General features: G+C 68.1%; 27 protein-coding genes. 15 read left to right on the forward strand and 12 right to left on the reverse strand.

Annotation, left to right across the window (positions count from 1 at the left end):
* The first annotated feature begins 27 nt into the window (after positions 1–27).
* On the forward strand, positions 28–582 hold the full coding sequence (locus CHRYSEO8AT_RS12515) for a hypothetical protein (RefSeq protein ID WP_159850495.1): 555 nt from the start codon (positions 28–30) through the stop codon (positions 580–582).
* Positions 583–603: 21 nt separating this feature from the next.
* Here the strand turns inward: CHRYSEO8AT_RS12515 and CHRYSEO8AT_RS12520 are convergent, their stop codons facing one another.
* The 4 genes from CHRYSEO8AT_RS12520 to CHRYSEO8AT_RS12535 all read right to left on the reverse strand — a co-directional run bounded on the left by CHRYSEO8AT_RS12520 (position 604) and on the right by CHRYSEO8AT_RS12535 (position 3,329).
* Positions 604–909, reverse strand: coding sequence for a hypothetical protein (locus CHRYSEO8AT_RS12520; protein WP_159850497.1), 306 nt, complete (start codon positions 907–909; stop codon positions 604–606).
* A gap of 1 nt (position 910) precedes the next feature.
* Entirely contained in the window at positions 911–2,020 is a 1,110-nt protein-coding gene (gene tgt / locus CHRYSEO8AT_RS12525; RefSeq protein ID WP_159850499.1) for a tRNA guanosine(34) transglycosylase Tgt, read from the reverse strand.
* Complete coding sequence (locus CHRYSEO8AT_RS12530) at positions 2,021–2,494, reverse strand: hypothetical protein (protein WP_159850501.1); 474 nt, start codon at positions 2,492–2,494, stop codon at positions 2,021–2,023. It abuts the gene before it with no gap.
* A 76-nt stretch (positions 2,495–2,570) separates the two neighbouring features.
* Entirely contained in the window at positions 2,571–3,329 is a 759-nt protein-coding gene (locus CHRYSEO8AT_RS12535; protein ID WP_159850503.1) for a tRNA1(Val) (adenine(37)-N6)-methyltransferase, read from the reverse strand.
* A gap of 122 nt (positions 3,330–3,451) precedes the next feature.
* Between CHRYSEO8AT_RS12535 and CHRYSEO8AT_RS12540 the strand changes: the two genes are divergently transcribed.
* Together CHRYSEO8AT_RS12540 and CHRYSEO8AT_RS12545 are read left to right on the forward strand one after the other, a co-directional pair.
* On the forward strand, positions 3,452–4,468 hold the full coding sequence (locus CHRYSEO8AT_RS12540; RefSeq protein ID WP_159850506.1) for a polyprenyl synthetase family protein: 1,017 nt from the start codon (positions 3,452–3,454) through the stop codon (positions 4,466–4,468).
* Entirely contained in the window at positions 4,465–5,100 is a 636-nt protein-coding gene (locus CHRYSEO8AT_RS12545; RefSeq protein WP_159850508.1) for a squalene/phytoene synthase family protein, read from the forward strand. Before CHRYSEO8AT_RS12540 ends, CHRYSEO8AT_RS12545 begins: the two co-directional genes overlap by 4 nt.
* A gap of 1 nt (position 5,101) precedes the next feature.
* Here the strand turns inward: CHRYSEO8AT_RS12545 and CHRYSEO8AT_RS12550 are convergent, their stop codons facing one another.
* Entirely contained in the window at positions 5,102–5,593 is a 492-nt protein-coding gene (locus CHRYSEO8AT_RS12550) for a MarR family winged helix-turn-helix transcriptional regulator (RefSeq protein ID WP_159850510.1), read from the reverse strand.
* Positions 5,594–5,659: 66 nt separating this feature from the next.
* Here CHRYSEO8AT_RS12550 and CHRYSEO8AT_RS12555 point away from each other — a divergent pair, with 66 nt between their 5' ends.
* Entirely contained in the window at positions 5,660–6,865 is a 1,206-nt protein-coding gene (locus tag CHRYSEO8AT_RS12555; RefSeq protein WP_201304433.1) for an MFS transporter, read from the forward strand.
* Between the two features lie 16 nt (positions 6,866–6,881).
* Here CHRYSEO8AT_RS12555 and trmFO read toward each other — a convergent pair whose 3' ends face one another.
* Positions 6,882–8,288 (reverse strand): methylenetetrahydrofolate--tRNA-(uracil(54)-C(5))-methyltransferase (FADH(2)-oxidizing) TrmFO, encoded by a 1,407-nt coding sequence (gene trmFO, locus CHRYSEO8AT_RS12560; RefSeq protein WP_159850512.1) that lies wholly within the window; start codon positions 8,286–8,288, stop codon positions 6,882–6,884.
* Positions 8,289–8,364: 76 nt separating this feature from the next.
* Here trmFO and CHRYSEO8AT_RS12565 point away from each other — a divergent pair, with 76 nt between their 5' ends.
* Together CHRYSEO8AT_RS12565 and CHRYSEO8AT_RS12570 are read left to right on the forward strand one after the other, a co-directional pair.
* Complete coding sequence (locus CHRYSEO8AT_RS12565; protein WP_159850514.1) at positions 8,365–9,138, forward strand: hypothetical protein; 774 nt, start codon at positions 8,365–8,367, stop codon at positions 9,136–9,138.
* A gap of 52 nt (positions 9,139–9,190) precedes the next feature.
* Complete coding sequence (locus tag CHRYSEO8AT_RS12570) at positions 9,191–9,574, forward strand: DUF1801 domain-containing protein (RefSeq protein WP_159850516.1); 384 nt, start codon at positions 9,191–9,193, stop codon at positions 9,572–9,574.
* On the opposite strand, the gene CHRYSEO8AT_RS12575 is transcribed toward CHRYSEO8AT_RS12570, so the two are convergent.
* Entirely contained in the window at positions 9,571–10,221 is a 651-nt protein-coding gene (locus CHRYSEO8AT_RS12575; RefSeq protein ID WP_159850518.1) for a 3-oxoacid CoA-transferase subunit B, read from the reverse strand. The genes CHRYSEO8AT_RS12570 and CHRYSEO8AT_RS12575 overlap by 4 nt on opposite strands.
* Positions 10,222–10,223: 2 nt before the next feature.
* Positions 10,224–10,949 carry a CoA transferase subunit A gene (locus CHRYSEO8AT_RS12580; RefSeq protein ID WP_159850520.1) on the reverse strand — a complete coding sequence of 242 codons (726 nt, stop codon included), beginning with the start codon at positions 10,947–10,949 and terminating at the stop codon, positions 10,224–10,226.
* A gap of 336 nt (positions 10,950–11,285) precedes the next feature.
* Between CHRYSEO8AT_RS12580 and CHRYSEO8AT_RS12585 the strand changes: the two genes are divergently transcribed.
* The 7 genes from CHRYSEO8AT_RS12585 (at position 11,286) to CHRYSEO8AT_RS12615 (ending at position 18,564) form a co-directional block, all read left to right on the forward strand.
* A complete protein-coding gene (locus CHRYSEO8AT_RS12585; protein WP_159851735.1) occupies positions 11,286–12,314 on the forward strand; it encodes a cyclopropane-fatty-acyl-phospholipid synthase family protein in 1,029 nt (342 codons plus the stop codon).
* Positions 12,315–12,335: 21 nt separating this feature from the next.
* Positions 12,336–12,749, forward strand: a complete 414-nt coding sequence (locus CHRYSEO8AT_RS12590) for a DUF2177 family protein (RefSeq protein ID WP_159850522.1) — start codon at positions 12,336–12,338, stop codon at positions 12,747–12,749.
* Positions 12,750–12,851: 102 nt separating this feature from the next.
* Complete coding sequence (locus CHRYSEO8AT_RS12595) at positions 12,852–14,105, forward strand: oligosaccharide flippase family protein (RefSeq protein WP_159850524.1); 1,254 nt, start codon at positions 12,852–12,854, stop codon at positions 14,103–14,105.
* Positions 14,089–15,237 carry a UDP-galactopyranose mutase gene (gene glf / locus CHRYSEO8AT_RS12600; RefSeq protein ID WP_159850526.1) on the forward strand — a complete coding sequence of 383 codons (1,149 nt, stop codon included), beginning with the start codon at positions 14,089–14,091 and terminating at the stop codon, positions 15,235–15,237. The genes CHRYSEO8AT_RS12595 and glf overlap by 17 nt, the downstream gene beginning before the upstream one ends.
* Positions 15,234–16,148, forward strand: coding sequence for a glycosyltransferase family 2 protein (locus CHRYSEO8AT_RS12605; protein ID WP_159850528.1), 915 nt, complete (start codon positions 15,234–15,236; stop codon positions 16,146–16,148). Before glf ends, CHRYSEO8AT_RS12605 begins: the two co-directional genes overlap by 4 nt.
* Complete coding sequence (locus CHRYSEO8AT_RS12610) at positions 16,133–17,362, forward strand: O-antigen ligase (RefSeq protein ID WP_159850530.1); 1,230 nt, start codon at positions 16,133–16,135, stop codon at positions 17,360–17,362. Before CHRYSEO8AT_RS12605 ends, CHRYSEO8AT_RS12610 begins: the two co-directional genes overlap by 16 nt.
* Positions 17,338–18,564 carry a glycosyltransferase family 4 protein gene (locus CHRYSEO8AT_RS12615; protein ID WP_159850532.1) on the forward strand — a complete coding sequence of 409 codons (1,227 nt, stop codon included), beginning with the start codon at positions 17,338–17,340 and terminating at the stop codon, positions 18,562–18,564. The genes CHRYSEO8AT_RS12610 and CHRYSEO8AT_RS12615 overlap by 25 nt, the downstream gene beginning before the upstream one ends.
* Here the strand turns inward: CHRYSEO8AT_RS12615 and CHRYSEO8AT_RS12620 are convergent.
* From CHRYSEO8AT_RS12620 to CHRYSEO8AT_RS12630, 3 genes are all read right to left on the reverse strand, one after another.
* Positions 18,504–19,565 (reverse strand): glycosyltransferase family 1 protein, encoded by a 1,062-nt coding sequence (locus CHRYSEO8AT_RS12620; RefSeq protein ID WP_159850534.1) that lies wholly within the window; start codon positions 19,563–19,565, stop codon positions 18,504–18,506. The two genes, CHRYSEO8AT_RS12615 and CHRYSEO8AT_RS12620, sit on opposite strands and share 61 nt — an antisense overlap.
* On the reverse strand, positions 19,558–20,658 hold the full coding sequence (locus CHRYSEO8AT_RS12625; protein WP_159850536.1) for a glycosyltransferase family 4 protein: 1,101 nt from the start codon (positions 20,656–20,658) through the stop codon (positions 19,558–19,560). The genes CHRYSEO8AT_RS12620 and CHRYSEO8AT_RS12625 overlap by 8 nt, the downstream gene beginning before the upstream one ends.
* A 71-nt stretch (positions 20,659–20,729) precedes the next feature.
* Positions 20,730–21,191 (reverse strand): peptidylprolyl isomerase, encoded by a 462-nt coding sequence (locus CHRYSEO8AT_RS12630; RefSeq protein WP_159850538.1) that lies wholly within the window; start codon positions 21,189–21,191, stop codon positions 20,730–20,732.
* 73 nt (positions 21,192–21,264) lie between these two features.
* Here CHRYSEO8AT_RS12630 and CHRYSEO8AT_RS12635 point away from each other — a divergent pair, with 73 nt between their 5' ends.
* Positions 21,265–21,975, forward strand: a complete 711-nt coding sequence (locus CHRYSEO8AT_RS12635) for an RlmE family RNA methyltransferase (RefSeq protein ID WP_159850540.1) — start codon at positions 21,265–21,267, stop codon at positions 21,973–21,975.
* Entirely contained in the window at positions 21,972–23,030 is a 1,059-nt protein-coding gene (locus CHRYSEO8AT_RS12640) for a DUF2332 domain-containing protein (RefSeq protein ID WP_159850542.1), read from the forward strand. The genes CHRYSEO8AT_RS12635 and CHRYSEO8AT_RS12640 overlap by 4 nt, the downstream gene beginning before the upstream one ends.
* Here CHRYSEO8AT_RS12640 and CHRYSEO8AT_RS12645 read toward each other — a convergent pair.
* Positions 23,027–23,578 (reverse strand): DUF2061 domain-containing protein, encoded by a 552-nt coding sequence (locus CHRYSEO8AT_RS12645; protein WP_159850544.1) that lies wholly within the window; start codon positions 23,576–23,578, stop codon positions 23,027–23,029. The genes CHRYSEO8AT_RS12640 and CHRYSEO8AT_RS12645 overlap by 4 nt on opposite strands.
* Between the last annotated feature and the right edge of the window lie 29 nt (positions 23,579–23,607).

The following is a 23,607-nucleotide window of genomic DNA, read 5'->3' on the forward strand; positions in this document are numbered from 1 at the left end:
GGGCGTGGCATGGTTTAAGCCCGCCCCATGAAGCCTGTTTTCCTGTCCGCCGTCCTCCTGCTCGCCCTATCGGGTTGCAACGCCGGGCGGTCGGCCGTCGGTGGGGCAGAGCAGGTGGGGGCGGGGTTCGCGGCGGCGGCGTCCGCGCCGCTGGAGGATTTCAACCTGCGTCGCCAGACCATCCCGACGGTCTTGTTGCAGGCCGAAGCCAATCCCTACGACCTGCGCAACCTGAACCAATGCACCACCATCGGCGCCGAGGTGGCGCGGCTGGACGAGGCCCTGGGGCCGGACACCGACGAGCCGCCGCGTCAGGACGGCTCGTTCCTTAGCGAGCGCGCCGCCGATGCGGCGGCGAAGGCGGCGCTGAACGCCATCCGCGACACCACGACCGACTTCATTCCCGGCCGCAGCTGGATTCGCCGTCTGAGCGGCGCCGAGCAGCACAGCCGCCACGTCCAGTCCGCCATCCAGTCCGGCCGGATGCGCCGCGCCTTTCTGAAGGGCATGGGGATGCAGAGGAACTGCGCCCCGCCGGCGGCGCCGAGCTGGTTCCGCCCGACCGGGCGGTCGCAGCATTGATGGTCTGAGCCTCGGGCGGATTTAGCGGCCGAAGGTGCGTCGCCTGTCGCGACGGTCGCCCCTTATGTGGACCGTGCCGTCCTTGGCGAAGGCTTCGAATGACGCTTTGTCGATGTTCCTGAACTCGCCGGTTCTGTCCCAGTCCCAGTCGAACGAGATGCGCTCGCCCTTGTGCGCGAACTTGCCGGACCAGTGGGCGAAGAACGCATATTTGTCGCCACCGATGATGATGACGTGGCGGTGGAGTGCCGTCTCGTTCCCCTCGTCGCGGGGCGGCTCCTCAAGGTAGGTGTTGTAGGCGTGGAAGCCTGACTTCTCGATGCGCATGTCAGTTCGACGTGTGGCGGGCGTGGAAGTCGCGGCGGAAGGCTTCGAACCGGCCCTCCGAGATCGAGGCGCGCATGGCCGCCGTCAGCGCCTGGTAGAAGGCGATATTGTGCCAGCTCAGCAGGACCTTGCCGAGGATTTCGTCGGCGCGGATCAGGTGGTGCAGATAGGCCTTCGAATAGCTGGATGATGGCCCTTCGATGGTCGGGTCCAGCGGGTCCTGATCCTCGGCGAAGCGGGCGTTCTTCAGGTTCAGCGGGCCGTCCCAGGTCCAGGCCTGGCCGTGACGCCCGGCGCGGGTCGGCAGAACGCAGTCGAACATGTCCACGCCCCGATACACGGCCTCGACCAGATCGACCGGCTTGCCCACCCCCATCAAATAACGGGGGCGGTGCTTGGGCAGGAATTCGGGCGCATAGTCCAGCACCTCGCACATGGCCTGATGGCCTTCGCCCACGGCCAGGCCGCCGATGGCGTAGCCGTCGAAGCCGATCTCTTGCAGTTGCTCCGACGACTGGCGACGCAGGTCCTCGAAGGTCGAACCCTGCTGGATGCCGAACAGGGCCTGTGTATCACGCTCGCCGAACCGGGCCTTGGACCGGGCGCCCCAGCGGATCGAAAGCTCCATCGCCTTTTTGGCCGCATCCTTCTCGGCGGGATAGGCGACGCACTGGTCCAGCTGCATCGAGATGTCGGCGCCGATCCGGTCGGCCTGGATCTCGATCGACCGTTCCGGCGTTAGGACGTGTTTGGAGCCGTCGATGTGGCTGGAGAAGGTCACGGCCTCCTCCTTGACCTTCGAAATCCCGGCCAGGGACATGACCTGGAAGCCGCCGCTGTCTGTCAGGATCGGCTTGTCCCAGCCCATGAATTTGTGCAGCCCGCCCAGCCGTTCCATCCGCTCGGGGCCGGGGCGCAGCATCAGGTGATAGGTGTTGCCCAGCAGGATGTCGGCGCCCGTCGCCTTGACCTGATCCACCGTCATCGCCTTGACCGTCGCGGCCGTGCCGACGGGCATGAAGGCGGGGGTGCGGATGTCGCCGCGCGCGGTCTTCAGCACCCCGGTGCGGGCGCGGCCTTCGGTGGCGGAAATGTCGAAGGGGAAGGGCATTCAGGCGATCAGTCGTTCAAGCTGCTCGACCCGCACCAGATCCTTGGGGCGGCCGAACAGGCGGTACAGGGCGATATGGTCCCGGATGTCGGGCACGAACAGCGGGACGTCGTCGATGAAGACCCGACGCCGCGAAGTAAAGCCGACGGCCTGCCATTCGGCGCCGTCGCGGGTCTCCAGATCAGCCATGACCTCGACCAGGATCGGCTGGTCTGGCGCACGACCGAAGACGGCCGAGCGGAACAGGCCTTCGCCCGGATCGGCCACCACCTCGCCGTCCAGCGCGGCCAGCAGGGCGCGGGCGTCGCGGGGGGAACACAGGATGTCGATGTCGGGCACATGCAGGTCGGTCAGGCCATAAAGGGCCATCGCCGCCCCGCCGAAGATCCACCACGGGTCGCGCAGATCGCGCGCGGCCTCGCCGACGGCGGTCAGGCCGTCCTGAAGATCATGCGGGAGGTCATCGGTTGACACGGGTCGCGCTCGTTTTCGTCAGGAGGCGGCATTTAGGCGTTCCGGCGGCGATTGACCACCCGAGCGCCGCGCCGGATCACCAGTCCAGCGTCGCCTCGCCGCGCAGGATGGCCTCGGCCTGATCCGTATGTTTGGCGCCATCACGGTCGTGCAGCACCAGCGGCGGCAGCAGTCGCAGCGGCGCCCGCCCGGTCTTGATGGCGTGGACCAGCACCCGTTTGGCCGGCTCGTCGGCGAAGGGATGGATGGGTCGTATGGCGAAAGATCCGGCCTTCTCTCCCAGCAGCGCCAGCAGGTCCGCCAGCCGATCGGTCCGGTGAACGACCACGATCCGCCCGCCTTCCTTCACCGCCTTCAGCAGGAAGTCGGTCCAGGCCTTCAGCCCGTCGTCGGCCATCCAGGCCCCGCGCTTGCCCTCGGCCGGCGCGCGTAGAGCCCCTGCGTCGTCGAAGAAGGGCGGATTTGACACGGCCCAGTCCGCCGGTTCGACGCCCAGCACCCTGAACCCCGCCGCCACGTCGCCCTGTCGAATCGCGGTGGTCGCGGCGACGCCGTTCAGCGCCGCGTTCTCGACCGCCAGCGCCGCCATGGCCGGATCGCGCTCCAGCCCCATCAGCATGATGCCCGGCCGGCGCGCCGCGATCTGCATCAGGACGGCGCCGGCGCCGCATCCGGCCTCGATCACGCGCTGGCCCGCCTCGGCCGGAACCGCCGCCGCCAGCAGGGCCGCGTCCATGCCGGCGCGATAGCCGCGCGCGGGTTGACGCAGGCGCACCCGGCCGTTCAGCACACCGTTCTCGACGATGTCGTGCGGCAGGGTTTTGACTGCGTCCAAGCCTCAATCTCCTTGACCCTCAAGGGGTCGAACATCATTGTGCGCCGCAACTCGCGGGGGCAAGACGGCCCGTCTGCAAAATCCTTCGACGCGGTCCGCCGCGCCAGTGAAAGAGTATCCGTTTGGACGTCGCCATCGCCGCCTCTCCCCGCCCGAAGGGGGATGTCAACGCCCTTGTCCGGCTGGCCGAGGTCGATATGGCGGCCGTCGACGCCCTGATCCTGGACCGGATGCAGTCGGACGTCCCGATCATCCCCAAGCTGGCCGAGCATCTGGTGTCCGCTGGCGGTAAGCGTCTGCGCCCGCTGATGACCGTCGCCGCCGCCCGCGCCACCGGCGCGACGGGCGACATCGCCGCGCCGCTGAAGCTGGCCGCTGCGGTCGAGTTCATTCACACCGCCACCCTGTTGCATGACGACATCGTGGATGCGTCCGAGCTGCGTCGTGGCAAGGTCGCGGCCCACCTGATCTGGGGCGCCCCCACCAGCGTCCTGGTCGGCGACTTCCTGTTCGCCCGCGCCTTCGAACTGATGGTCGAGACCGATTCGATGCGCGCCCTGGGCATTCTGGCCGAGGCGTCGCGCGTGATCTCCGAGGGGGAGGTGCTGCAACTGACCCGCGCGCACGACCTGAACCTGGACCAAGCCACCTATCTTCAGATCGTGTCGGCCAAGACCGCCGAACTGTTCGCCGCTGCCGCCGAGGCCGGCGCGGTGGGCGCCGGCGCCGATCCGGTCGCGATCAAGGCCCTGCGCGATTACGGCATGGCCCTGGGGATCGCCTTCCAACTGGCTGACGACGCCCTGGACTATGGTGCGACGACCGAGGCCTTGGGCAAGAACGCCGGCGACGACTTCAACGAGGGCAAGGCGACCCTGCCGCTGCTGCTCGCCGTCGCCCGCACCAAGGGTCGTGAAGAAGCCTTCTGGGAGCGCACCGTGACCAAGGGCGAGCGTACGCCCGAGGACTTCACCCGCGCCCGCGAACTGATCATCGGCTCGGGCGCCATCGGCGCGACCCTGGATCTGGCCGGCGACTATGCCGATCAGGCCAAGGCGGCCCTGTCGGTCCTGCCGCTCAGCGACTGGCGCATCGCGCTGGAAGACCTGGCCGATTTCGCGGTGTCGCGCGCAGCTTGACCGAGGCTGCGGATACGCTCGACCAACAGGTTCGCACCGCCGACCTCGACCGCTGGCTGTCCAGCCGCCTGGTCGCGGATGCGCGTGCTCGCGCCGACCTGATCACGCTCTACGCCTTCGAGGCCGAGTTGATGACCATCCCCACGCGCGTGACCCAGCCGCTGCTGGCCGAGATGCGCTACACCTGGTGGGCGGAACAGATGGACGGCGTCTTCGCGGGCGTGCCGCGCAAGGGCCATCCCGTGCTGGAGGCCCTGACCGACCTCGTCGCACGCCATAACCTGAACCGCGCGCCTTTCGACGCCCTGATCGAGGCCCATATCGGCCGTGTGCGCGAAGAACCGCACGACCTGGAAGCATTCTATGTCGGCCCGATGCAGGTCGCGGTGCGGATCCTGGCCGGCGAGGGCCATGATGCGGCCGTCGCCGACGCGGGCCGCGTCTGGGCACTGGCGCAGACCGGCAGGACGCAAGAGGCGGCGGACCTGCGATCCGCAGCCAATGCGGCGCTGAAGCGCCTGCCGCCCATTGGCTTTCCCGCCGTCGCCTACGCTGCCCTGACCGATCGTGAGCGGCCCGAGCCGCTGAAGCGGTTGCGTCTGCTGTGGGCCGTGCTGCGCGGCCGGATCTGACCTAGTCAGTCAGGCCTCCGATCAGGCGCGCCAGCAAGGTGTTCAGCGTCTTCTGTTCCTCAGACGACAGGCCGGACAGCGCCTCTCGCGCCGTGTCCTGATGGCTGGGCATGATCGAATCGATCAGGTCGAACCCCTTGTCGGTCAGGCGGACCAGCGTCGCCCGGCGGTCGCTCGGATGCGGGCGGCGCTCGACCAGACCCGCCTTTTCCAGGCGGTCGATGCGGGCGGTCATGCCGCCTGACGACATCATCGCCGCCTCGAACAGCGCCGTCGGGGTCAGCCCGTCTCGCTCGCTTGCACGACGCAGCGTCGCCAGCACATCGAACTCGCCATGCTGCAAGCCATAGCGCGCGAACAACGGCGTCTGGCGCTCGCGGATCACCAGCTGCGACGCCTCGTTCAGGCGGCCCAGAACCTCCATCGGCAACATGTCCAGGTCGGGGCGTTGGACGGCCCATTGGGCTGCGGCGCGAGAGGCTCTGTCGGGCATGGTTATCTTGACATCGAGATACTTGAGGTCGAGAGACTAGCGCGATTTTCAGTGGGAGTCCTCACCATGACCGCACGATCTGACGCCGCGCCGACGCGTGGCGCGGCATTGCTGTTACTGGCGGCCATCGTCGCCCTGGCGCTGAACCTGCGTCCGGCGATGGCGGCGGTCGGGCCGCTGCTGGACCTGATCGAAGGCGCGACGGGCATGGGCTCGACCGCTGCCAGCCTGCTGACCACCTTGCCTGTGCTGATGATCGGTCTGGGCGCCCTGTCGATCCGGCCGTTGCGTCGGCGGCTGGGCGAGCGGCGCGGGGTCTTGCTGGGCGCGGTGCTGATCGGCGGGGCCTGTCTGGTGCGGGCGGTGCTGAGCGATGCGGCGGGTCTGATCGCCAGCGCGGCGGTTGTCGGCGTCGGCGTGGCGCTGATCCAGGCCTTGGCTCCGGTCGTCATCAAGCGGGCCTTTCCGGCTCAGTTCGGCACGGTCATGGCGCTCTACACCACCGGCATCATGGGCGGTGCGGCCATTGCGGCGGCGACGGCTGCGGGCCTGGCTGATGCGGTCGGTTGGGCAGGAACTCTGGCGCTGTGGAGCGTGCCTGCCTTTGCGGCCGCGATCATCTGGCTGGCGGCGTCACGCGATCCGGCGGCCGAAGAGCCGAACCGCGCCGCCGTGGTCGAGGCGACGGACCCGGAGATTCCCTTCTGGCGTCAGGGCCGGGCCTGGCGTCTGATCCTGATCATGGGGCTGGGCACGTCGGCCTATACGCTGGTGCTGGCCTGGCTGCCGCCCTTCTATATCGACCTGGGTCAGCCGAGGGCGACGGCCGGCTATCTGCTCAGCGGAATGACCGGCGCCGAGGTCATGGCGGGGTTGCTGGTGTCGATGACCATCGGGCGGTTCCCGGATCGGCGCGGACCGATCCTGACGGCGCTGGTGTTGGCCCTGCTTGGTCTGGCCGGACTGGTGGTCGCGCCGGTCAGCCTGGCGGCGCCGGTGGTGCTGGTCCTCGGCCTGGGGATCGGAGCCGTATTCCCGCTCAGCCTGATCCTGGCGATGGATCAGATCGACGATCCCGCGCGGTCCGGTGACCTGCTCGCCTTCGTCCAGGGGGGCGGATACATCATCGCCAGCCTGTCGCCGCTGGGCGCCGGCCTGTTGCGCGACCACATGGCCGACCTGACCCAGGCCTGGGTGCTGATGGGCGTCGGCGTGATCCTGCTGGGCGTGATGACGCTGGGGTTCCGGCCGGGCCTGCCCAAGCTGCGCTAAGCCCCGGCCTGGGAGATCAGCCCGCGTCTCGCCAAGCTTTAAGGCTTTCCATCGCCCGGATGCTCATCAGCCGTTTCTTGGCCCGGCCCCGTTCCTTGAGCGGGATTTTGACGCCGGCCTCGTCGACCTTGGGCGCCTCCAACGGGGGCAGCAGGCCGTAGTTGATGTTCATCGGCTGGAACTTCGAACCTGCCAGGTGCCCGCCGGTGATGTGCTCGACCAGGGCGCCCATGGCGGTCTCGGGCGGCGGCGGCGACAGGTTGCGCCCCAGCGCCTGGGCGGCGGCGAGACGACCGGTCAACAGGCCCATGGCGGCGCTTTCGACATAGCCTTCCACACCCGTCACCTGGCCTGCGAAACGCAGGCGCGGCATGGCCTTGAGGCGCAACTGGCGGTCCAGCAGGTGCGGGCTGTTCAGATAGGTGTTGCGGTGCAGGCCGCCCAGACGCGCGAACTGGGCGTTCTGCAGGCCGGGGATCATGCGGAAGGTCTCGGCCTGCGCCCCGTGCTTCAGCTTGGTCTGGAAGCCGACCATGTTGAACAGGGTGCCCAGCGCATTGTCCTGGCGCAGTTGCACGATGGCGTAGGCCTTGACCAGCGGGTCGCGCGGATTGGTCAAGCCGACGGGTTTCATCGGGCCGTGGCGCAGGGTCTCGCGACCCCGCTCGGCCATAACCTCGATGGGCAGGCAGCCGTCGAAATAGGGGACGTTCTCCCATTCCTTGAACTCGGCTTTTGGGCCGTCGATCAGGGCGTCGATGAAGGCGCTGTATTGCGCCTTGTCCATCGGGCAGTTGACGTAGGCGGCGGCGTCGCCGCCGGGGCCTTCCTTGTCATAGCGCGACTGACGCCAGGCGATGTCGAAGTCGATCGAGTCGGCGTGGACGATGGGGGCGATGGCGTCGAAGAAGCTGAGGCTTTCCTCGCCCGTCGCCTTCAGGATGGCCTCGGCCAATGCGGGCGAGGTCAGGGGGCCGGTGGCGACGATGACATTGTCCCAGTCCTCCGGCGGCAGGCCGGCGATCTCTTCCCGCACGATGGTGATCAGGGGATGGGCCGACAGCTTTGCGGTCACGGCCTGGGAGAAGGCGTCGCGGTCCACGGCCAGGGCCCCGCCGGCCGGCACCTGATTGATGTCGCCGCAGGCCATGATGATTGAATCCAGCGCGCGCATCTCGGCATGCAGCAGGCCCACGGCATTGTGCTCCCAGTCGTCCGACCGGAAGGAGTTGGAGCAGACCAGCTCGGCCAAGCCATCGGTGTGGTGGGCGTCGGTCTTGACTCCGGGCACGCCACGCATCTCGTGCAGGATGACGGGCACGCCGGCGTTGGCGATCTGCCAGGCGGCCTCGGAGCCAGCCAGGCCGCCGCCGATGACGTGGATGGGGGAGGGGCCGAAGTCGGGGGAGGAGGAAGCGCTCATCGCGGCCTTCTAGCGGGCGGGTGGCGCGGTGTCATGGTCCCCTGCTATATCCGCCGCCGGTAATCAGGGGCGAGATTTGAACGGGCATCGGGTTCTGCGACTGGGCGAGACGCTGTGGGCGGCCTTCGCGATCCTGCCTCGGCTATGGCGCGGCGCTTGGGGCGCGATCCTGGCCGCCGCCGTGGTCTGGAGCATCCAACCGCTGGCGGCGGGCGCGGCGAGCCTCATCTGGGCGGCGGTCGGCCTGGTCGCGACGTTGGTGCTTGTGGGGGCGCTCGGCCGGATCGCCATCACGGAGGACTTGCCGCAGGCGCGGCGGCTGGGCCTGGGGCCAGCGGGGCTTCAGTTCGGCCGGCCAGAGCTGCGCCTGCTGTGCGCTGGCCTGTTGTGTGCGGTCTTCCTAGCCATGATCCTGTCGGTCGTCGCCCTAGTGCTGCTGGCCCTGTTCGGCATGGCCGAGCTGGACGCCCAGGCCATCGAACTGCGCCAGTGGAGCGCGGTCGGCCCGGTCTGGAAGCTGGTACTGTTGGCGGCGGTCACGGTCTTCGCCCTGTTCGCCGTCGTCGCCTTTAGCGTGCGGCTGTCCCTGTTCGCGCCGGCGACCATCGGGCGTGGCCAAATGGTGTCGCTGCAAAGCATGAGCATCGCGCGCGGCGCCTTTTGGCCCTTGCTGGTCGGCCTGATGGTGACGTCGGCGCCCAAGATCGGGCTGGTGTTGCTGTGGGGCGCGGGGCTGCTGTCGGGTACGGCGGGCTGGGTCGTTTTCGCCGTCGTGCTGACGGCCTTTCAGGCGCCGCTGACCCTGGCCTTCGTCGGCGCCGCCTATCGCCGGCTCGACGTACAGGGTTGAGGTCGGCGCTTGACGGGATCATCCTGTCGGTCCCTTGGACCGGGATAGCGACATGACGAACCCAGAGGTGCTGATCGACGAGCGGATCGCGGGGTTGGGCGACTGGCGCGGCGATACGCTGGCGCGGATGCGCGCGCTGATCCACGAGGCCGAGCCGGAAGTGGTCGAGACCTGGAAATGGCGCGGCGTGCCGGTGTGGGAACGCCACGGCATCCTCTGCACCGGCGAGACCTACAAGGCGGTGGTGAAGCTGACCTTCCCCAATGGCGCGGCGCTGGACGACCCGGCAGGCCTGTTCAACGCCAGCCTGGAGGGCAATGTCCGCCGCGCCATCGACATCCGAGAGGGAGAGACGGTCGATGCGGCGGCGTTCCGGGCCTTGATCCAGGCTGCCGCCGCATTGAACCTGTTGAAGGCCGCAAAGGCCCGAACTTAGGCCAGCCCTGCCGCTACGGTGTAGGCGGCCTCGGTCTTGGCGGCGACCTCGTCCAAGGTGACGCCGTCGGCCAGTTCGACCAGCTCAAGCCCCGCGCCGTCCGGCTTGACGTCGAAGGTCGCCAGGTCGGTGATGATGCGGCTGACCACGCCCGTGCCGGTCAGGGGCAGACTACATTCCTTCAAGACCTTGGACTGGCCGTGCTTGTTGGCGTGTTCCATGACCACGACCACGCGCTTGACGCCTGCGACCAGGTCCATGGCGCCGCCCATGCCCTTCACCAGCTTGCCGGGGATCATCCAGTTAGCGATGTCGCCGTTCTGGGCCACTTCCATGGCGCCCAGGATCGACAGGTTGATGTGCCCGCCGCGGATCATGGCGAAGCTGTCGGCGCTGCTGAAGTAGGACGACTCCGGTATCTCGGTGATCGTCTGCTTGCCGGCGTTGATCAGGTCGGGATCCTCGTCGCCCTCATAGGGGAAGGGGCCCATGCCCAGCATGCCGTTCTCGGACTGGAGGGTCACGGTCATGCCGGCGGGGATGTAGTTGGCGACCAGGGTTGGAATGCCGATTCCCAGGTTCACGTAGAAGCCGTCCTGCAGTTCCTGGGCGGCGCGTTCGGCGAGTTGTTCGCGGGTGCGGGGCATGATCAGACCTCCGAGCCAGCGGCGGCGCCGGCGGCGCGTTGACGGACAGTGCGCTGTTCGATGCGCTTCTCGGACACGGTCTGGACCAGGCGGTCGACGTAGATGCCCGGCGTGTGGATGTGGTCGGGATCGAGCGAGCCGACGGGGACGATCTCCTCGACCTCGACGACCGTGACCTTGCCGGCTGTGGCCATCATCGGGTTGAAGTTGCGGGCGGTCTTGCGGAAGACCAGGTTGCCGCGCTCGTCGGCCTTCCACGCCTTGACGATGGACAGGTCGGCGGTCAGGCCGGTTTCCATGACGTAGTCGCGGCCGTCGAAGTTGCGGACTTCCTTGCCCTCGGCGACCAAGGTGCCGACGCCGGTGGCGGTGAAGAAGGCGGGGATGCCGGCGCCGCCGGCGCGGATACGCTCGGCTAAAGTGCCCTGCGGGTTGAACTCAAGCTGCAGCTCGCCGGCCAGATACTGGCGCTCGAACTCCTTGTTCTCGCCGACGTAGGACGAGATCATCTTGGCGATCTGGCGGGTGCCGAGCAGTTGGCCCAGGCCGAAGCCGTCGACGCCGGCGTTGTTGGAGATGACCGTCAGGCCCTTGACGCCGCTGTCGCGCAGGGCGGCGATCAGGTTCTCGGGGATGCCGCACAGGCCGAAGCCCCCGGACATGACCGTCATGCCGTCGAAGGTCAGCCCCTCCAGCGCGGACGTGACGTCAGCGTAGATCTTTCCCATGCTCTCCCTTTTTTCATTGCCTGATGAATATCGGCGCTTTGACCACGCCTAACGCGGGGGCAGGCGGGGGGCAAGTCGCGGCGTCCCTCGGACGTCGCGATTTTCAGACGCACCCCGTGAAAAACAGGGTGCAAAGTGTGCACTTCGTCCGAATTACCTTCCGGCTCGGGGTCGAAAAAACAGTGTGCAAAGTGTGCACTTCGTCTGAAATCATGCAGGCTCGGACCTGATGTCGGCATCGTCGGCGCCGTGTTCAAGGGCGGATGCATCCGCATGGGGCGGGACGGCGTATTCCATGACACCTGCAAGCTCCGCCTGATCGCCAAGGACGCCCTGATGAACCTGACCAATGTCGCCATTCGCCAGCTTCAGGACGCGCCCTTCCCCGATTTCGTGACCCGCCCGGCGATCGACAGCCTGGTGAGCGAGGCGCGCAAACGGCTGGATCGCGACGGGCCGCACGACGAAGCGGCGTTCGCGCACGAGATGGCCCAGCGGGCCATCGCCGAACACACCGATGCGGCCAATGAGCAGCATTACGAACTGCCGCCCGAGTTCTTTCAGCTGTGTCTGGGCAAGCGGCTGAAATACTCGTGCTGCCTTTATCCGACGGGGCGCGAGACGCTGGATCAGGCGGAGGAGGCGGCGCTGGCCGAGACCTGCGCCCATGCCGAGCTGAGCGACGGGCAGACGATCCTGGAGATGGGTTGCGGCTGGGGCTCGCTGTCGCTGTGGATGGCCGAGAAATATCCCAATTCGAAGATCACGGCGGTGTCGAACAGCCATGGCCAGCGCGGCCATATCGAGGCCCAGGCGGCGCAGCGGGGCCTGACCAACCTGACGGTCATCACGCGCGACATGAACGCCTTCGAGACCGAGCAACGCTTCGACCGCATCGTCTCGGTGGAGATGTTCGAGCATATGGCCAACTGGCGCGCCCTGCTGACCAAGGCGCGGGGCTGGCTGAAGGACGATGGGCGGATGTTCATCCACGTCTTCACGCACCGCGACGCGCCCTACCGGTTCGATCACACCGACAGCGGCGACTTCATCGCCCAGCATTTCTTCACCGGCGGGGTGATGCCCAGCCACGGCCTGATCCGTCAGTTCCCCGACCTGTTCGCAGTCGAGCAGGAATGGACCTGGAACGGCGGCCATTACGCCAGGACGGCCAATGACTGGCTGGCGAACATGGACCGGAACGCCGAGCGGGTCGCGGTGTTGATGCGCGAGACCTATGGCGACGACGCCAAACTCTGGACCCGGCGCTGGCGGCGCTTCTACCTGGCGACCGCCGGTCTGTTCGGCAACGACGAGGGCCGCACCTGGGCGGTCAGCCACTATCGCCTGAAACCGGCCGCCTGAAACCCGAATGAGGACACGAGCATGATCAAATATGTCGCGGCATACCTCGGGGCGGGCCTGACGTTCGCCGCCATCGATTTCGTCTGGCTGACGACCATGACCGACCGGCTGTATAAGCCGGTGCTGGGGCCGATCATGCTGGACAAGCCGGACATGAAGGCGGCGGTGGCCTTCTATCTAATTTCCATCGCGGGGACGGTCTTCCTGGCCATCGCCCCGGCCCTGAAGGAAGGGAACTGGACGCGGGCGGCGATCAACGGGGCGGTCCTGGGCTTCGTCGCCTACGCCACCTACGACCTGACCAATCAGGCGACGCTGGCGGTTTGGCAGACCAAGCTGACGATCATCGACCTGATCTGGGGCACGACCTTGACGATGGTGTCCGCGACGGGCGGCTATTTCGCCGCGCGCTGGGCCGAGGGCCGTTTCGGCTGACCCAGGCGACCTGATGTCGTGCTTGCGAACATGGTTATGCGTGTCTAAACGTCACCCCTGAGTTGAGCGCGGGGGCGGCAGTTGGGAGAAGGCGGTCACCGATTGCTGTCTGCGCGTGGCGTGGCCGACGCCGGCTGGCTGTATGGCGCCCATGTGGCCCGGTATGTTTCGCCCTTGGTGCTCTATCCGGTCCTGACGCGCCGCCTGGGGTTGGACGGGTTCGGGGTCTATGCGGCGGGGATCGCGCTGGCGCTGATCGTGGCGGTGGTCGTCGATTACGGGCTGTCGCTGTCGGGGCCGCGCGACATCGCCGGGACGGTCGAGGGGCGGGGCGCAATCGTTGGTCAGGCGCTGGCGATGCGCGGGGTGCTGGCGGCGCCGGCCGTCGTGCTCGGCGTCGGTCTGGCGATGATCAATCCCGTTCTCGACGGCGCGGGCTTTGTCGTGGCGATGGCGATCCTGCTGGGTGTGGGGCAGGGCGCCAGCCTATTGTGGTTCTTTCAGGGGATCCGTGACCCGGCGAAGGCGGCGATGCTGGAGGTCGGATTTGCGTTGGCGGCGACGGTCGCAGTGCTGGCATGGCCCAGCCTGACGGTCGGCGGGGTGATGGCGGTTCAGGCGGCGGGCGTCCTGGGCGGGGTAGCCGCAAGCGCAGTGCTGTTGTTCCTGCGCCATGAGATGACGGCGCCGGAGCGCGGGTTCGTGCGGCGGGCGCTGGTCGAGGGGGCGCCTCTGTTCGCCAGCCGGGCGGCAGTCGTGGCCTATACGGGAGCGGGGGTTCTGATGGTCGCGGCCCTGGCCGGGCCTGTGCAGGCGGCGCTGTATGGCGTGGCGGACCGGCTAGTGTCGGCGTCGGGATCGTTGATGCGGCCGCTGGCCGGACTGATCGCGCCGCGGATCGCGGGGCTGCTGGTCGAGGATGCGGGAGCGGCGTTTCGCACGGCGCGCTGGGTGTTGGGGCTGTCGGCAGCGGGGTTCGTTGTCTTGGCGGCGGGTCTGACGCTGGGAGCGCCGGTTCTGGTGCGGCTGCTGTTCGGGGAGGGGTTTGCGCCGGCGGTCGAGGTGCTGAGGTTGCTGGCCTGGGTTCTGCCTCTGGTGGCGATCAGCCAGGTGCTGGGGCTTCAGCTGATGACGCCGCTTCGCATGGATCGACGGTTCGCCCTGATCGTGGGGGTGGGGTGCGTCGCGACGCTGGGACCGGCGGTTATGCTGACGCCGACCTATGGCGCCGCTGGCATGGCGTGGGCGCGGATCATGGGAGAGGCGGCGGTGGTGGTCGCCTGTCTGGTCTGTCTGAAGGCGCATTGGGCGTCGCTGTTCCAGGGCGGCGGGAGGCGTGATGTCCAGGCGGTATGACTGGCTGATCGTCGGGGCGGGCTTTACCGGCGCGGTGGTCGCTGAGCGGCTGGCGCGCGGGCTGGATAAGACCGTGCTGGTGATCGACCGGCGCGATCATGTCGGCGGCAATGCGCACGACCGGCGCGACGAGGGCGGGCGGCTGATCCACCCGTATGGGCCGCATGTGTTTCATACCAACAGCGGGCGGATCTTCGACTATCTGAGCCAGTTCACGGCCTGGCGGCCCTATTTCCATCGGGTCAGGGGGCATGTGGACGGGCGGCTGGTTCCCGTGCCGTTCAACCTGGATTCGATGCGGCTGCTGTTTCCCGAACGGATGGCGGAACGGCTGTCGGACACCTTGGTCCAGAGGTTCGGTTTCGGCGCGCGGCCCAGCATCCATGACCTGAGGCAGGCGGCGGACGATGCGGACCTGAAGGTCCTGGCGGACTATGTGTTCGGCAAGCTGTTCGCGAACTACACCGCCAAACAGTGGGGGGTGGCCGCCGATGCCTTGGACGCGTCGGTCCTGGCGCGCGTGCCGATCGCGATCAGCCGCGACGACCGCTATTTCACCGACCGATACCAGGCCATGCCGCGCGAGGGTTATGGGGCCTTGTTCGAGCGGCTGCTGGACCACCCGAACATCCATGTGTCGCTGAACACCGGCATGGATCAGGTCGAGGCGCAGACGTGGGAACGCATGGTTTATTGCGGGGCGCTGGACGACTATTTCGGACGGTCGGCGGGGGACTTGCCCTATCGCAGCGTGCGGTTCGAGCATCAGGTCGTCAATGTGGAGGACGGCCTTCCGGTCGGGACCGTCAACTATCCCAATGAGTTCGATTTCACGCGCATCACCGACTTTCGCCATCTGACCGGCGAGCGGGGCGCGACGACGGCGACCGTGACCGAATATCCGGTCGCGCATGAGGTCGGGGTGAACCAGCCTTACTATCCGGTCCTGTCCGAGGCCTCTCGCAGTTTGGCGGCGCAGTATCGGGCGATGGCGGCGACGCTGGCGGGCGAGGTCTGGTTCGCCGGGCGGCTGGCGGATTTCCAGTATTACAACATGGACCAGGCGGTGGGTCGGGCGCTGAGCCTGGTCGAGAAATCACTGGCGCCGGCCGTGGCCAGGATGGCGGCGTGAAACGCTCGGTCTGGGCCGTCGTGGTGACGTGGAACCGGCGCGCGCTGCTGGAGCGCTGTCTGGCGCATCTGATCGCGCAGACGCGTCAGTGCGACGGGGTGGTGGTGGTCGACAACGCCAGCGACGACGGCACGGCCGAGATGCTGGCCGACGCCTGGGCGGGCAAGGCGCTGGTGGTGCGGATGCCGGTCAACACCGGCGGGGCGGGCGGGTTCAACGCCGGGATCCGCGCGGCGGTCGAGGCTGGGGCTGACAGGGTCTGGCTGATGGACGACGATGTGATGGCCGCACCCGATGCGCTGGAGGCGCTGTTGCGCGCCGAGACGATGCTGGAAGGCGAGGGCGTGACGCCGGCCTTCCTGTGTTCCAGCGTGCGCTCGCCGGATGGGCATCTGACCAATGCGCCGGAGATCGACCACCGACGGAATGCCCTTGGCTATCCGGCATGGGGCGAGCGGCTGGAGCAGGGATTGATCCCGGTGCGGCAGGCGACCTTCGTGTCGGTGATGGTCGGCCGGGCGGCGGTGGGGCGGCACGGCCTGCCGCTGGCGCCCATGTTCATCTGGGGCGACGATACGGAATATACGCTGCGGCTGACGCGGGACGGGCCGGGTTATCTGGTCGCCGCCAGCCGGGTCGTGCATGTGCGCGCCGCGCCGGGGCATCTGACCATTGAGACCGAGGCCGATCCGGGGCGCGAGCGGCTGCATCGCTATCTGACCCGCAACATCATCCTGGCCAAGCGACGGCATGAGGGGCCGGCGTCGGCTCTGCGCTATGTCGCGTCGCGTTTGCGGATCGCCGGTCGGCTGGCGTTGCAGGGGCGGTGGCGCAAGGCCGGTGTGCTGATGGCGGGGGTCGTGGACGGGGCGCGGTTCGATCCGAAGGTCGAGCATTGCACGCCGTCCTAGGGCCGGGGCGGCGCACGGGCCTGCGATGGTCCCAGGTGAGTGCGGCCTATCAGCGGGCGGTGCTGGTCCTGCTGGGGCTGGGGGTGACGCTGCCGATCTTTCTGACACCAGGTCATGTCAGCGGGCCGCGTTTGGGCGATCTGGCGCTGCTGCTCGCCCTGCCGCTGATCGGCGTGGAATGGCGGCGGATGACGGCTGTGCTGAAGGCGGCGGGGGCGGTCGCAGTCTTCTTTCTGACGGTTACGCTGTTGTTGCAGGCGTCGCGGGTCGGCGAGCGGTTGAATGCGTCGGACGCGACCTTCTGGTTTCGCTGGATCGCGTCGGCTGCAGTCGCGCCAGCTGTGGCGAGCCTGATCCTGAGGGATGCGGCGCGGCGGCGGTTGTTGTTTGCGGCGATCCTGATCGGGGCGGCGGGGCATCTGGCGACCTATGGTCTGACCTTCCTGGTCGGACTGGAGACGCTGAAGGGAATTGGCCTTGCGTCGCCGCGGGCGGTCGTCACCACGGTTGGCGCTCAAGTTCGGATCACGACCCTGGCCGAGCATCCGAATGCGGCCATGGCGATGATCGGACTGGCGGTTCCGGCCGGGGTGATCCTGGCGGGGCGGCGTTGGATGGCAGGAACGACGACGTGGGGCGGAGGCGCCCTGGCGATAATGGGGTTCGTCAGCACCCTGTCGCGGGGCGGGATTGCGGCAGGCGTTCTTGCGGTTCTGGCTCGCATCGTCGTGGGATTGCGGTGGCGTGAGCGTATCAGGCCGCTGAGGGTAGTGCTGGCGGTGTGCGTCGTAGGCGTCGCAGTTCTGGGTGCGCAGGCCGGGATCGACGAGGCGCGGTTTGCGGGGCGGTTCGACCGGGCGGCGCTGGAGGAGAACCTGACGGGGCGGATGGCGACGTGGCGGCGAACAGTCGATCTGGTGCTGGAACGGCCGATGGGCGCGGGCTGGGTGTCGGCGGACGAGATGGGGGCGTTTCGAGCGCTGTCGGTCAGCCATAATGGCTATCTGTTCATGGCGCGGACTGTGGGGATGATCGCGGCCCTGGTCATGCTGGGGCTGCATCTGTGGTCGGTGGCGCGGTTGGACGTTTTGACGCCGCTGTCGGTCTATCTGCTTATGACTTTATTCAGTGAGGACCTGACGCAGGGCGCGGGGTTCGTCTTTCTGTCGTGCCTGGTCGCGGCGCTGGCGTGGCGAAGGCCGGTGGCGCCGTGAGGGTGCTGATCGTAAACACCCTGTATCCGCCGGCTCAGGTCGGAGGCGCGGAACGCAGCGTGGCGCAGTTGGCGCAAGGGTTGGCGCGGGCGGGGACGGAGGCGTCGGTGCTGACGCTTCAGTCGGGGCGGGAGACTGTCGAGGCGGTGGACGAGGGCGTTGCGGTGCATCGCCTGCCGCTGAACAATTTCTATTGGCCCTATGACGGCCAGCGTCGGTCGGCCGTGCGGCGAGCCGTGTGGCATGGGCTGGAGGCCGCCAATCCGTGGATGGATGGGGCGGTCGATCGGGTGGTGGAGCGTGTTCGGCCCGACCTGATCCATCTGCATCTGACGACGGGGTTTTCGCTGTCGGTCTATCGGGCGGCGGAGCGGCGGGACCTGCCGCTGGTGCAGACGCTGAGGGACTGGTCGATGATGTGTGCGCGGGCGTCGATGTTCCGGCGCGAACGGCGCTGCGAGCGGCGTTGCGGGTCTTGCGTGGTCCTGACGGCGGCGAAACGCGTGCAGGCGGTGGATCATGTGATCGGGCTGAGCCAGCCTGTCCTGAAGGCTCATATGGCCGCCGGATATTTTCGGGACGCTGCGGCGTCGGTGATCGGCAATGCCGCGGCGGAGGCGGTGGTTTCTGCTCGGCCGTCGCTGGCGGACGATCCGGTCGTGACCTTCGGCTTCATGGGGCGGGTCGAGCCGGAGAAGGGGATCGAAGTCCTGTTGCGCGCGACGACGCGGCTGGAGGGGGACTGGCGGCTGAGGATCGCGGGGCGGGGCGAGCCCGCCTATGTGCAGCGGCTGAGGCGGGGCTATGCCGATCCGCGCATCGTCTGGCTGGGGCAGGTGGAGGCGGCGGACTTCTGGCCCACGGTCGATGTGTTGGTCGCGCCGTCCGTGTGGGCCGAGCCGTTCGGGCGGGTCGTGGTCGAGGCGGTGCAGCAGGGGCGGGGCGTGATCGCGTCAAGCATCGGCGGTCTGCCTGAGGCGGCTAGCGGGGCGGGAACGGCGACCCAGGTGGAGCCGGGCGACGAGGGCGCGCTGGCGCGGGCCATGGGCGAGGTGCTGGCGGCGCCGGAGCGTTGGCGGTTCGCAGGGGGCGGGGCGCCGATGTGGACCGAGGCCTCCATCATAGACGCCCACAGGGCGATCTATCGGCAGGTGCTGGTCAGAAGATCGTCCAGGACTTCGGCCGAGCGGGACCAGGAATAGAGCGCGGCGCGGCGCAGACCGGCGTCGCGGCGGGCGGGGTCTGTTTCGGTCAAAAGGCGAGCCATGTGGTCGGCCAGGGTCGCGTCGTCGTGGGGATAGAAATAGAGGGCGGCGTCGGCGCAGACCTCTCTCGTCGCGGGGATGTTCGAGGCGACGACCGGGCAGCCGTGGACGAAGGCTTCAAGCGGGGGGATGCCGAAACCTTCGTAGAGGCTGGGGAATATGAGGCCGTGTGCGCCGTCGAGCAGGGCTGCGATCTCGGCGTCGGAACGCCGCCCGGCGAAGATCAGCCGCGGGTCGGTCTGGATGGGGGGGTGATCGAAGATCGTGTACGGGCGCGCGCCGATCAGGACCAGTCGGATGGAGGGATCGGCTAGGCGGGCGAGGGCGCGGATCGCGACGGCGAGGTTCTTGTTCGGGGTCAGATTGCCGAGGGCCACGAAATAGGGGCGGCCCGTCAGGTCTAGCTTGTCGATGACGGCGGGGTCTGGCGTGATGCCGCGAAGATGGTCGGCGCTGTTCGGGGCCACGGCGATGTCGGAGGGCGACAGGTTCAGGACGGTCGCCAGTTCTCGGCGGGAAAACTCGGACACGGTCGCTAGTCGAGCCTGCCGCGCCAGCAGTCGGCCGAGGATGCGGTGGAAGGCGGCGTAACCCCGGCGGAAACGGTCGGGATGGCGGAAGACGGCGGCGTCGTGAATGACGACGACCTGGCGGGGATGCAGAACGGGGCCTGAACCGCCCAGCGACAAGAGGCGGCCGTGGCGCGCGGCCCAGACCAGGGCGGTCTGTTCCCACAGATGGCCGCGTCCGCCCGGCACGCTCTGGACCGGGATGTTCGTGAGCTTGAGATCGTCGGCGCCGACGGGCGTCAGCAGGACGTAGCGGCCGGCGGCGCCGGGCCGGTGGTCCAGGGCGCGGACGATCTCGCGGGCATAGCGTTGCACTCCGCTCATGGGCTGGGTCAGGAAGCGGCCGTTGATGAAGAGGGGCTCAGCCACCCAGGCGCTTCAGGGCGAAGGCGTCGCGATAGATCTGGACCGTTTGTTCGGCCATGCGCGACGCGCACAGGGCGGTCCTTGCGACGGGGAGGGGAGCGACTCGGCTTTGGAGCGCCGTGAGCATCGCCTGGGCCAGATCGTCCGGCGCGGCGTCCTGGGGCAGGCGGTCGATGCGGGCGCCGGCCTGGATCAGGTGAGCGACGCCGCCGACATCGGTGGTCATGATCGGCAGGCCCAGGGCGGCGGCCTCGATCATGGCGTAGGCGCCGGCTTCGTAGCGGCTGGTCATCGCGAACAGGTCGAAACCGGCCATCAGACATCGGGCGTCGCGTCCGCCCATCAGCCGGACGGCCTTGCCGCCCGCAGCCTGGACCGCCGGAGCCAGGTCGCCGTCGCCGATCAGGACGCCGATGACGCGCGGGTCGGCGGCGTGAGCCAGACGCACGGCCTGGGCGAAGCGGACGGGGTCCTTCTGCGCGCAAAGGCGGCCGACGAAACCGACCGCGAGGGCGTCGTCGGGGAGGTCCAGCGCCCGTCGGGCCGCCTGACGATCTGTGGACGGCAGGGCGGCCACGCCGTTGGGGACGACATGGAGGCGATGTGGGGGCAGGCCCCAGCGGCGTGCGACGGCGGCTTCCTCTTCCGACACCGCGATGATGGGGTCCCCGTTTGTCCGGCCCAGCAGGAACTCCGCGATGCCGGCGACGGTCTTCGACAGGCGGGGCGGACCCATCATGGACAAGGCGTGAGGGGTATAAATGCGGGCGGCGCCGGGGGCGTGAGCCAGTCGTACGAGAGCGCCGGCCTTGGCGCTATGGCCGTGCACGATCTCGAACGGGCCGAGACGCGCGATCAGGCGGTTGAGCGCGTGAAGACGGGCGATGTCCCACGGACCGACGCCGCGTCGCATCGGCAAGCGTTCGAGGGCGTGCAAGGGGAGGGCGGCGACCTCGGTCTGAAACCAGGCGTCTGCGCGTCGCGCGGAATAGATCAGGGAAACCTGATGGCCGCTCTCGGTCAAAGCGCTGGCCAGATCGACCACATGACGCCCCGAGCCGCCGCCGGACGGCTCGATGACCAGAAGGATACGCAAGGATGTCGTCCCCCGACGATGGCTCAGTCTTGCAACTGAAAGCCATCGTCGAGAAACGTCAAGATTGTGTTTTAGGCAACGACGGCCTTGACGATCTTGCCGGGCGCGCGCGGCGGCTCGCCCTTGGGCAGGGCGTCGACGTGGTCCATGCCCGATTCGACTTCGCCCCAGACGGTGTACTGGCGGTCCAGGAAGGTGGCGTCGTCCAGGCAGATGAAGAACTGCGAGTTGGCGCTGTTGGGATCCGAGGTGCGGGCCATCGAGCAGACGCCGCGCACGTGCGGCTCGGCCGAGAACTCGGCCTTCAGGTTGGGCTTCTTGGAGCCCGAGGTGCCGGTGCCGGTGGGATCGCCGCCCTGGGCCATGAAGCCCGGGATCACGCGGTGGAAGACCACGCCGTCATAGAAGCCTTCCGAAGCCAGTTCGGTGATGCGTTCGACGTGGCCGGGGGCCAGGTCCGAGCGCAGTTTGATGACCACGTCGCGGGCTTCGCCGTCGCCGGTGTCCAGGGTGAAGGTCAGGGTGTCGGCCATTTCGGTCGTCCTCTTGGGGGTTGATTTGAGGCGGGACATAGCCCGCAACGCCGGTCGGGGCTATGTGGGAACGATGAGTGAAGACGAAAAGCCCCAAGAACGCCGCCGCATGGTCAAACCGCCCACGGGCGGCACCGCCGCCGGGCGCGGCATGGGCACCAAGATGAAGACGGCCGACACCAAGTCTATGTCGAGCCAGCAGTGGATCAAGCGCCAGCTAGCTGACAAATGGTCGGAGAAGGCGCGGGCCGAGGGCTGGCGCTCGCGCGCGGCCTTCAAGCTGATCGAGATCGACGACAAGTTTCACCTGATCAAGCGCGGCAGTAAGGTCATCGACCTGGGTGCGGCGCCGGGCGGCTGGATCCAGGTGGCGGTCAACCGCGGGGCGGGCGCGGTGGCGGGCGTGGACCTGCTGATGATCGAGCCGATTCCCGGTTCGACCCTGTTGCAGGCCGACTTCACCCATCCGGGCGTGGACCAACAACTGATCGACGCCATCGGCGGGGCGCCGGACCTGGTGCTGTCGGACATGGCGCACAACACGGTCGGCCACCGTCAGACCGACCACCTGAAGATCATCGCCCTGATCGAGATCGCCGCCGACTTCGCCATTCGGACATTGAGGCCGGGCGGGAATTTCGTGTCCAAGAACTTCCAGGGCGGCGACGCCGGCGGGGTTCTGGCGCGACTGCGCGAGGAGTTCGAGACAGTGAAATACGTCAAGCCGGAATCGAGCCGAAAGAACAGCGCCGAGGTCTTCCTGGTGGCGCTGAACAAACGATGAGCGAGGCGGCGGTCCGGCAGGCGTTTCTGGATCAGGCTGTGATCTGCACCGCGGCGGGCGCGCCCTTCACCGGGCGGGTTTGTCGGCTGGTCGGGGAGCGGCTGACGGGCGAGGGCGAGATCGGGCGGCGGGTGTTGGATTGGGACGGCGTGCCGTCGCACCAGGGCGACGCCCTGCCGCTGCGGCTGATGGGCGGGCTGCACGCCTTGGTGCGGTCGGGTCGAGATGAGGCGCTGTCGGCCCTTTATCCACCAGGGGCGGCGCCGGATGACGACGAAGCCTTATGGTCGGTCGTGGCGCGGGTTCTGGTCGAAGATACCGAGTTTTTTTCGCCTTGGCTGGACGGGCCGCCTCAGACCAACGAGGTCGGGCGGTCGGCGGCCGTGATGGCGGGACTGCTGGTGCTGGGGGATCGGTTCGGCCTGCCGTTCGCCTTGCATGAGCTGGGCGCCAGCGCTGGGCTGAACACCGTGCTGGATCGCTACGCCTATCGGCTGGGCGAGACCGAGGCGGGCGTGGCTGGATCGCCCGTTCGGCTAGAGCCGCTCTGGACGGGCGCATCGCCGCCGTCGGCGGGCGTAACGGTGGCGCGTCGTGCCGGCGTCGATCGCAACCCGCTGGACGTGCGCAATCCGGCGACGCGGGAGCGGTTAAGCGCCTATGTCTGGGCCGATCAGCGGGCGCGTCTGGCGCGGCTGGAGGCGGCTCTGGATCTGGCGGCGGGCGATCCGGCCGTGATCGACAAGGCGGATGCGGCGGACTGGCTGGAGGCGAAACTGTCGCCGACGCCCGAGCCGGGCCTCTGTCGCGTCGTCATGCACACCATCGCCTATCAGTATTTTCCGGCCGACAGCCAGGCGCGGATCCGGGCGCATATCGAGGCTGTGGGGGCGAAAGCGACCGAGGCCGCTCCCCTGGCCTGGCTGAGTTTTGAGGCGGCTTCGGGCAGCGTGGACCGGCGACCCGCGCTGGACCTGACGATCTGGCCGGGCGGCGAGACGCAAAGGCTGGCGATCTGCCAGCCGCATGGCGCCGAGATCGACTGGAAGGCTTAGGCCGTCGCGACGGCGGCGCGGGCCTTGCGATCCTCGATTCTTGTCCAGATACGGTCGTGCAGGGTGAAGAAGACCGTCTGAACCAAAGGCTCGATCATGCCGATAGCGAGGGCCGTGCGGATGTCGTTGGTCAGGACATAGGCGACCGTGACGGCGACGGTGAAGTGCATGACGCCATAGGTCACCGTCTTCAGCGCGACCTGTTTGAACGAGCGGGGCAGGGCGTGGCTGTGGCCGCGATGGCCGTGGGCGTCGTGCGAACGCTGCTGTTCCTCGAGCGACATGATGTCGAGGCGGGCGGTAAAGGCTTCCGTCGCCTCTTCGATGTTGGAGGCCATGCGGCGGCGCTCGACCTTGTGCCACACGCGGTCGTGGACGGTGTAGGCGATGGTCTGGAAGATCGGCTCGACCATGCCGATGGCCAGGGCGATGCGCCAATCGCGCGTGATGGCGAAGGCCACCAGGATCGCCACGATCAGGTGCATGACGCCATAGCTGGCGATCTTCAGAGCCAGTTTGCGCGCGGTGCTGAGGATGACGCCGACCATGTGAAAAGAATGGTGGTCGGCCCGGCGGG

This window comes from Brevundimonas sp. G8 (genome assembly GCF_902506205.1).
Lineage (GTDB): Bacteria > Pseudomonadota > Alphaproteobacteria > Caulobacterales > Caulobacteraceae > Brevundimonas.

Coding starts and splice junctions, on each gene's coding strand:
- CHRYSEO8AT_RS12550 (WP_159850510.1), bottom strand. CDS start 5,593: ATGCCCGACAGAGCCTCTCGCGCCGCAGCCCAATGGGCCGTCCAACGC.
- CHRYSEO8AT_RS12635 (WP_159850540.1), top strand. CDS start 21,265: ATGAGTGAAGACGAAAAGCCCCAAGAACGCCGCCGCATGGTCAAACCG.
- CHRYSEO8AT_RS12575 (WP_159850518.1), bottom strand. CDS start 10,221: ATGCCCCGCACCCGCGAACAACTCGCCGAACGCGCCGCCCAGGAACTG.
- CHRYSEO8AT_RS12580 (WP_159850520.1), bottom strand. CDS start 10,949: ATGGGAAAGATCTACGCTGACGTCACGTCCGCGCTGGAGGGGCTGACC.
- CHRYSEO8AT_RS12590 (WP_159850522.1), top strand. CDS start 12,336: ATGATCAAATATGTCGCGGCATACCTCGGGGCGGGCCTGACGTTCGCC.
- CHRYSEO8AT_RS12640 (WP_159850542.1), top strand. CDS start 21,972: ATGAGCGAGGCGGCGGTCCGGCAGGCGTTTCTGGATCAGGCTGTGATC.
- CHRYSEO8AT_RS12570 (WP_159850516.1), top strand. CDS start 9,191: ATGACGAACCCAGAGGTGCTGATCGACGAGCGGATCGCGGGGTTGGGC.
- CHRYSEO8AT_RS12645 (WP_159850544.1), bottom strand. CDS start 23,578: ATGGTCGGCGTCATCCTCAGCACCGCGCGCAAACTGGCTCTGAAGATC.
- CHRYSEO8AT_RS12630 (WP_159850538.1), bottom strand. CDS start 21,191: ATGGCCGACACCCTGACCTTCACCCTGGACACCGGCGACGGCGAAGCC.
- CHRYSEO8AT_RS12555 (WP_201304433.1), top strand. CDS start 5,660: ATGACCGCACGATCTGACGCCGCGCCGACGCGTGGCGCGGCATTGCTG.
- CHRYSEO8AT_RS12585 (WP_159851735.1), top strand. CDS start 11,286: ATGAACCTGACCAATGTCGCCATTCGCCAGCTTCAGGACGCGCCCTTC.
- CHRYSEO8AT_RS12520 (WP_159850497.1), bottom strand. CDS start 909: ATGCGCATCGAGAAGTCAGGCTTCCACGCCTACAACACCTACCTTGAG.
- tgt (WP_159850499.1), bottom strand. CDS start 2,020: ATGCCCTTCCCCTTCGACATTTCCGCCACCGAAGGCCGCGCCCGCACC.
- CHRYSEO8AT_RS12515 (WP_159850495.1), top strand. CDS start 28: ATGAAGCCTGTTTTCCTGTCCGCCGTCCTCCTGCTCGCCCTATCGGGT.
- trmFO (WP_159850512.1), bottom strand. CDS start 8,288: ATGAGCGCTTCCTCCTCCCCCGACTTCGGCCCCTCCCCCATCCACGTC.
- glf (WP_159850526.1), top strand. CDS start 14,089: ATGTCCAGGCGGTATGACTGGCTGATCGTCGGGGCGGGCTTTACCGGC.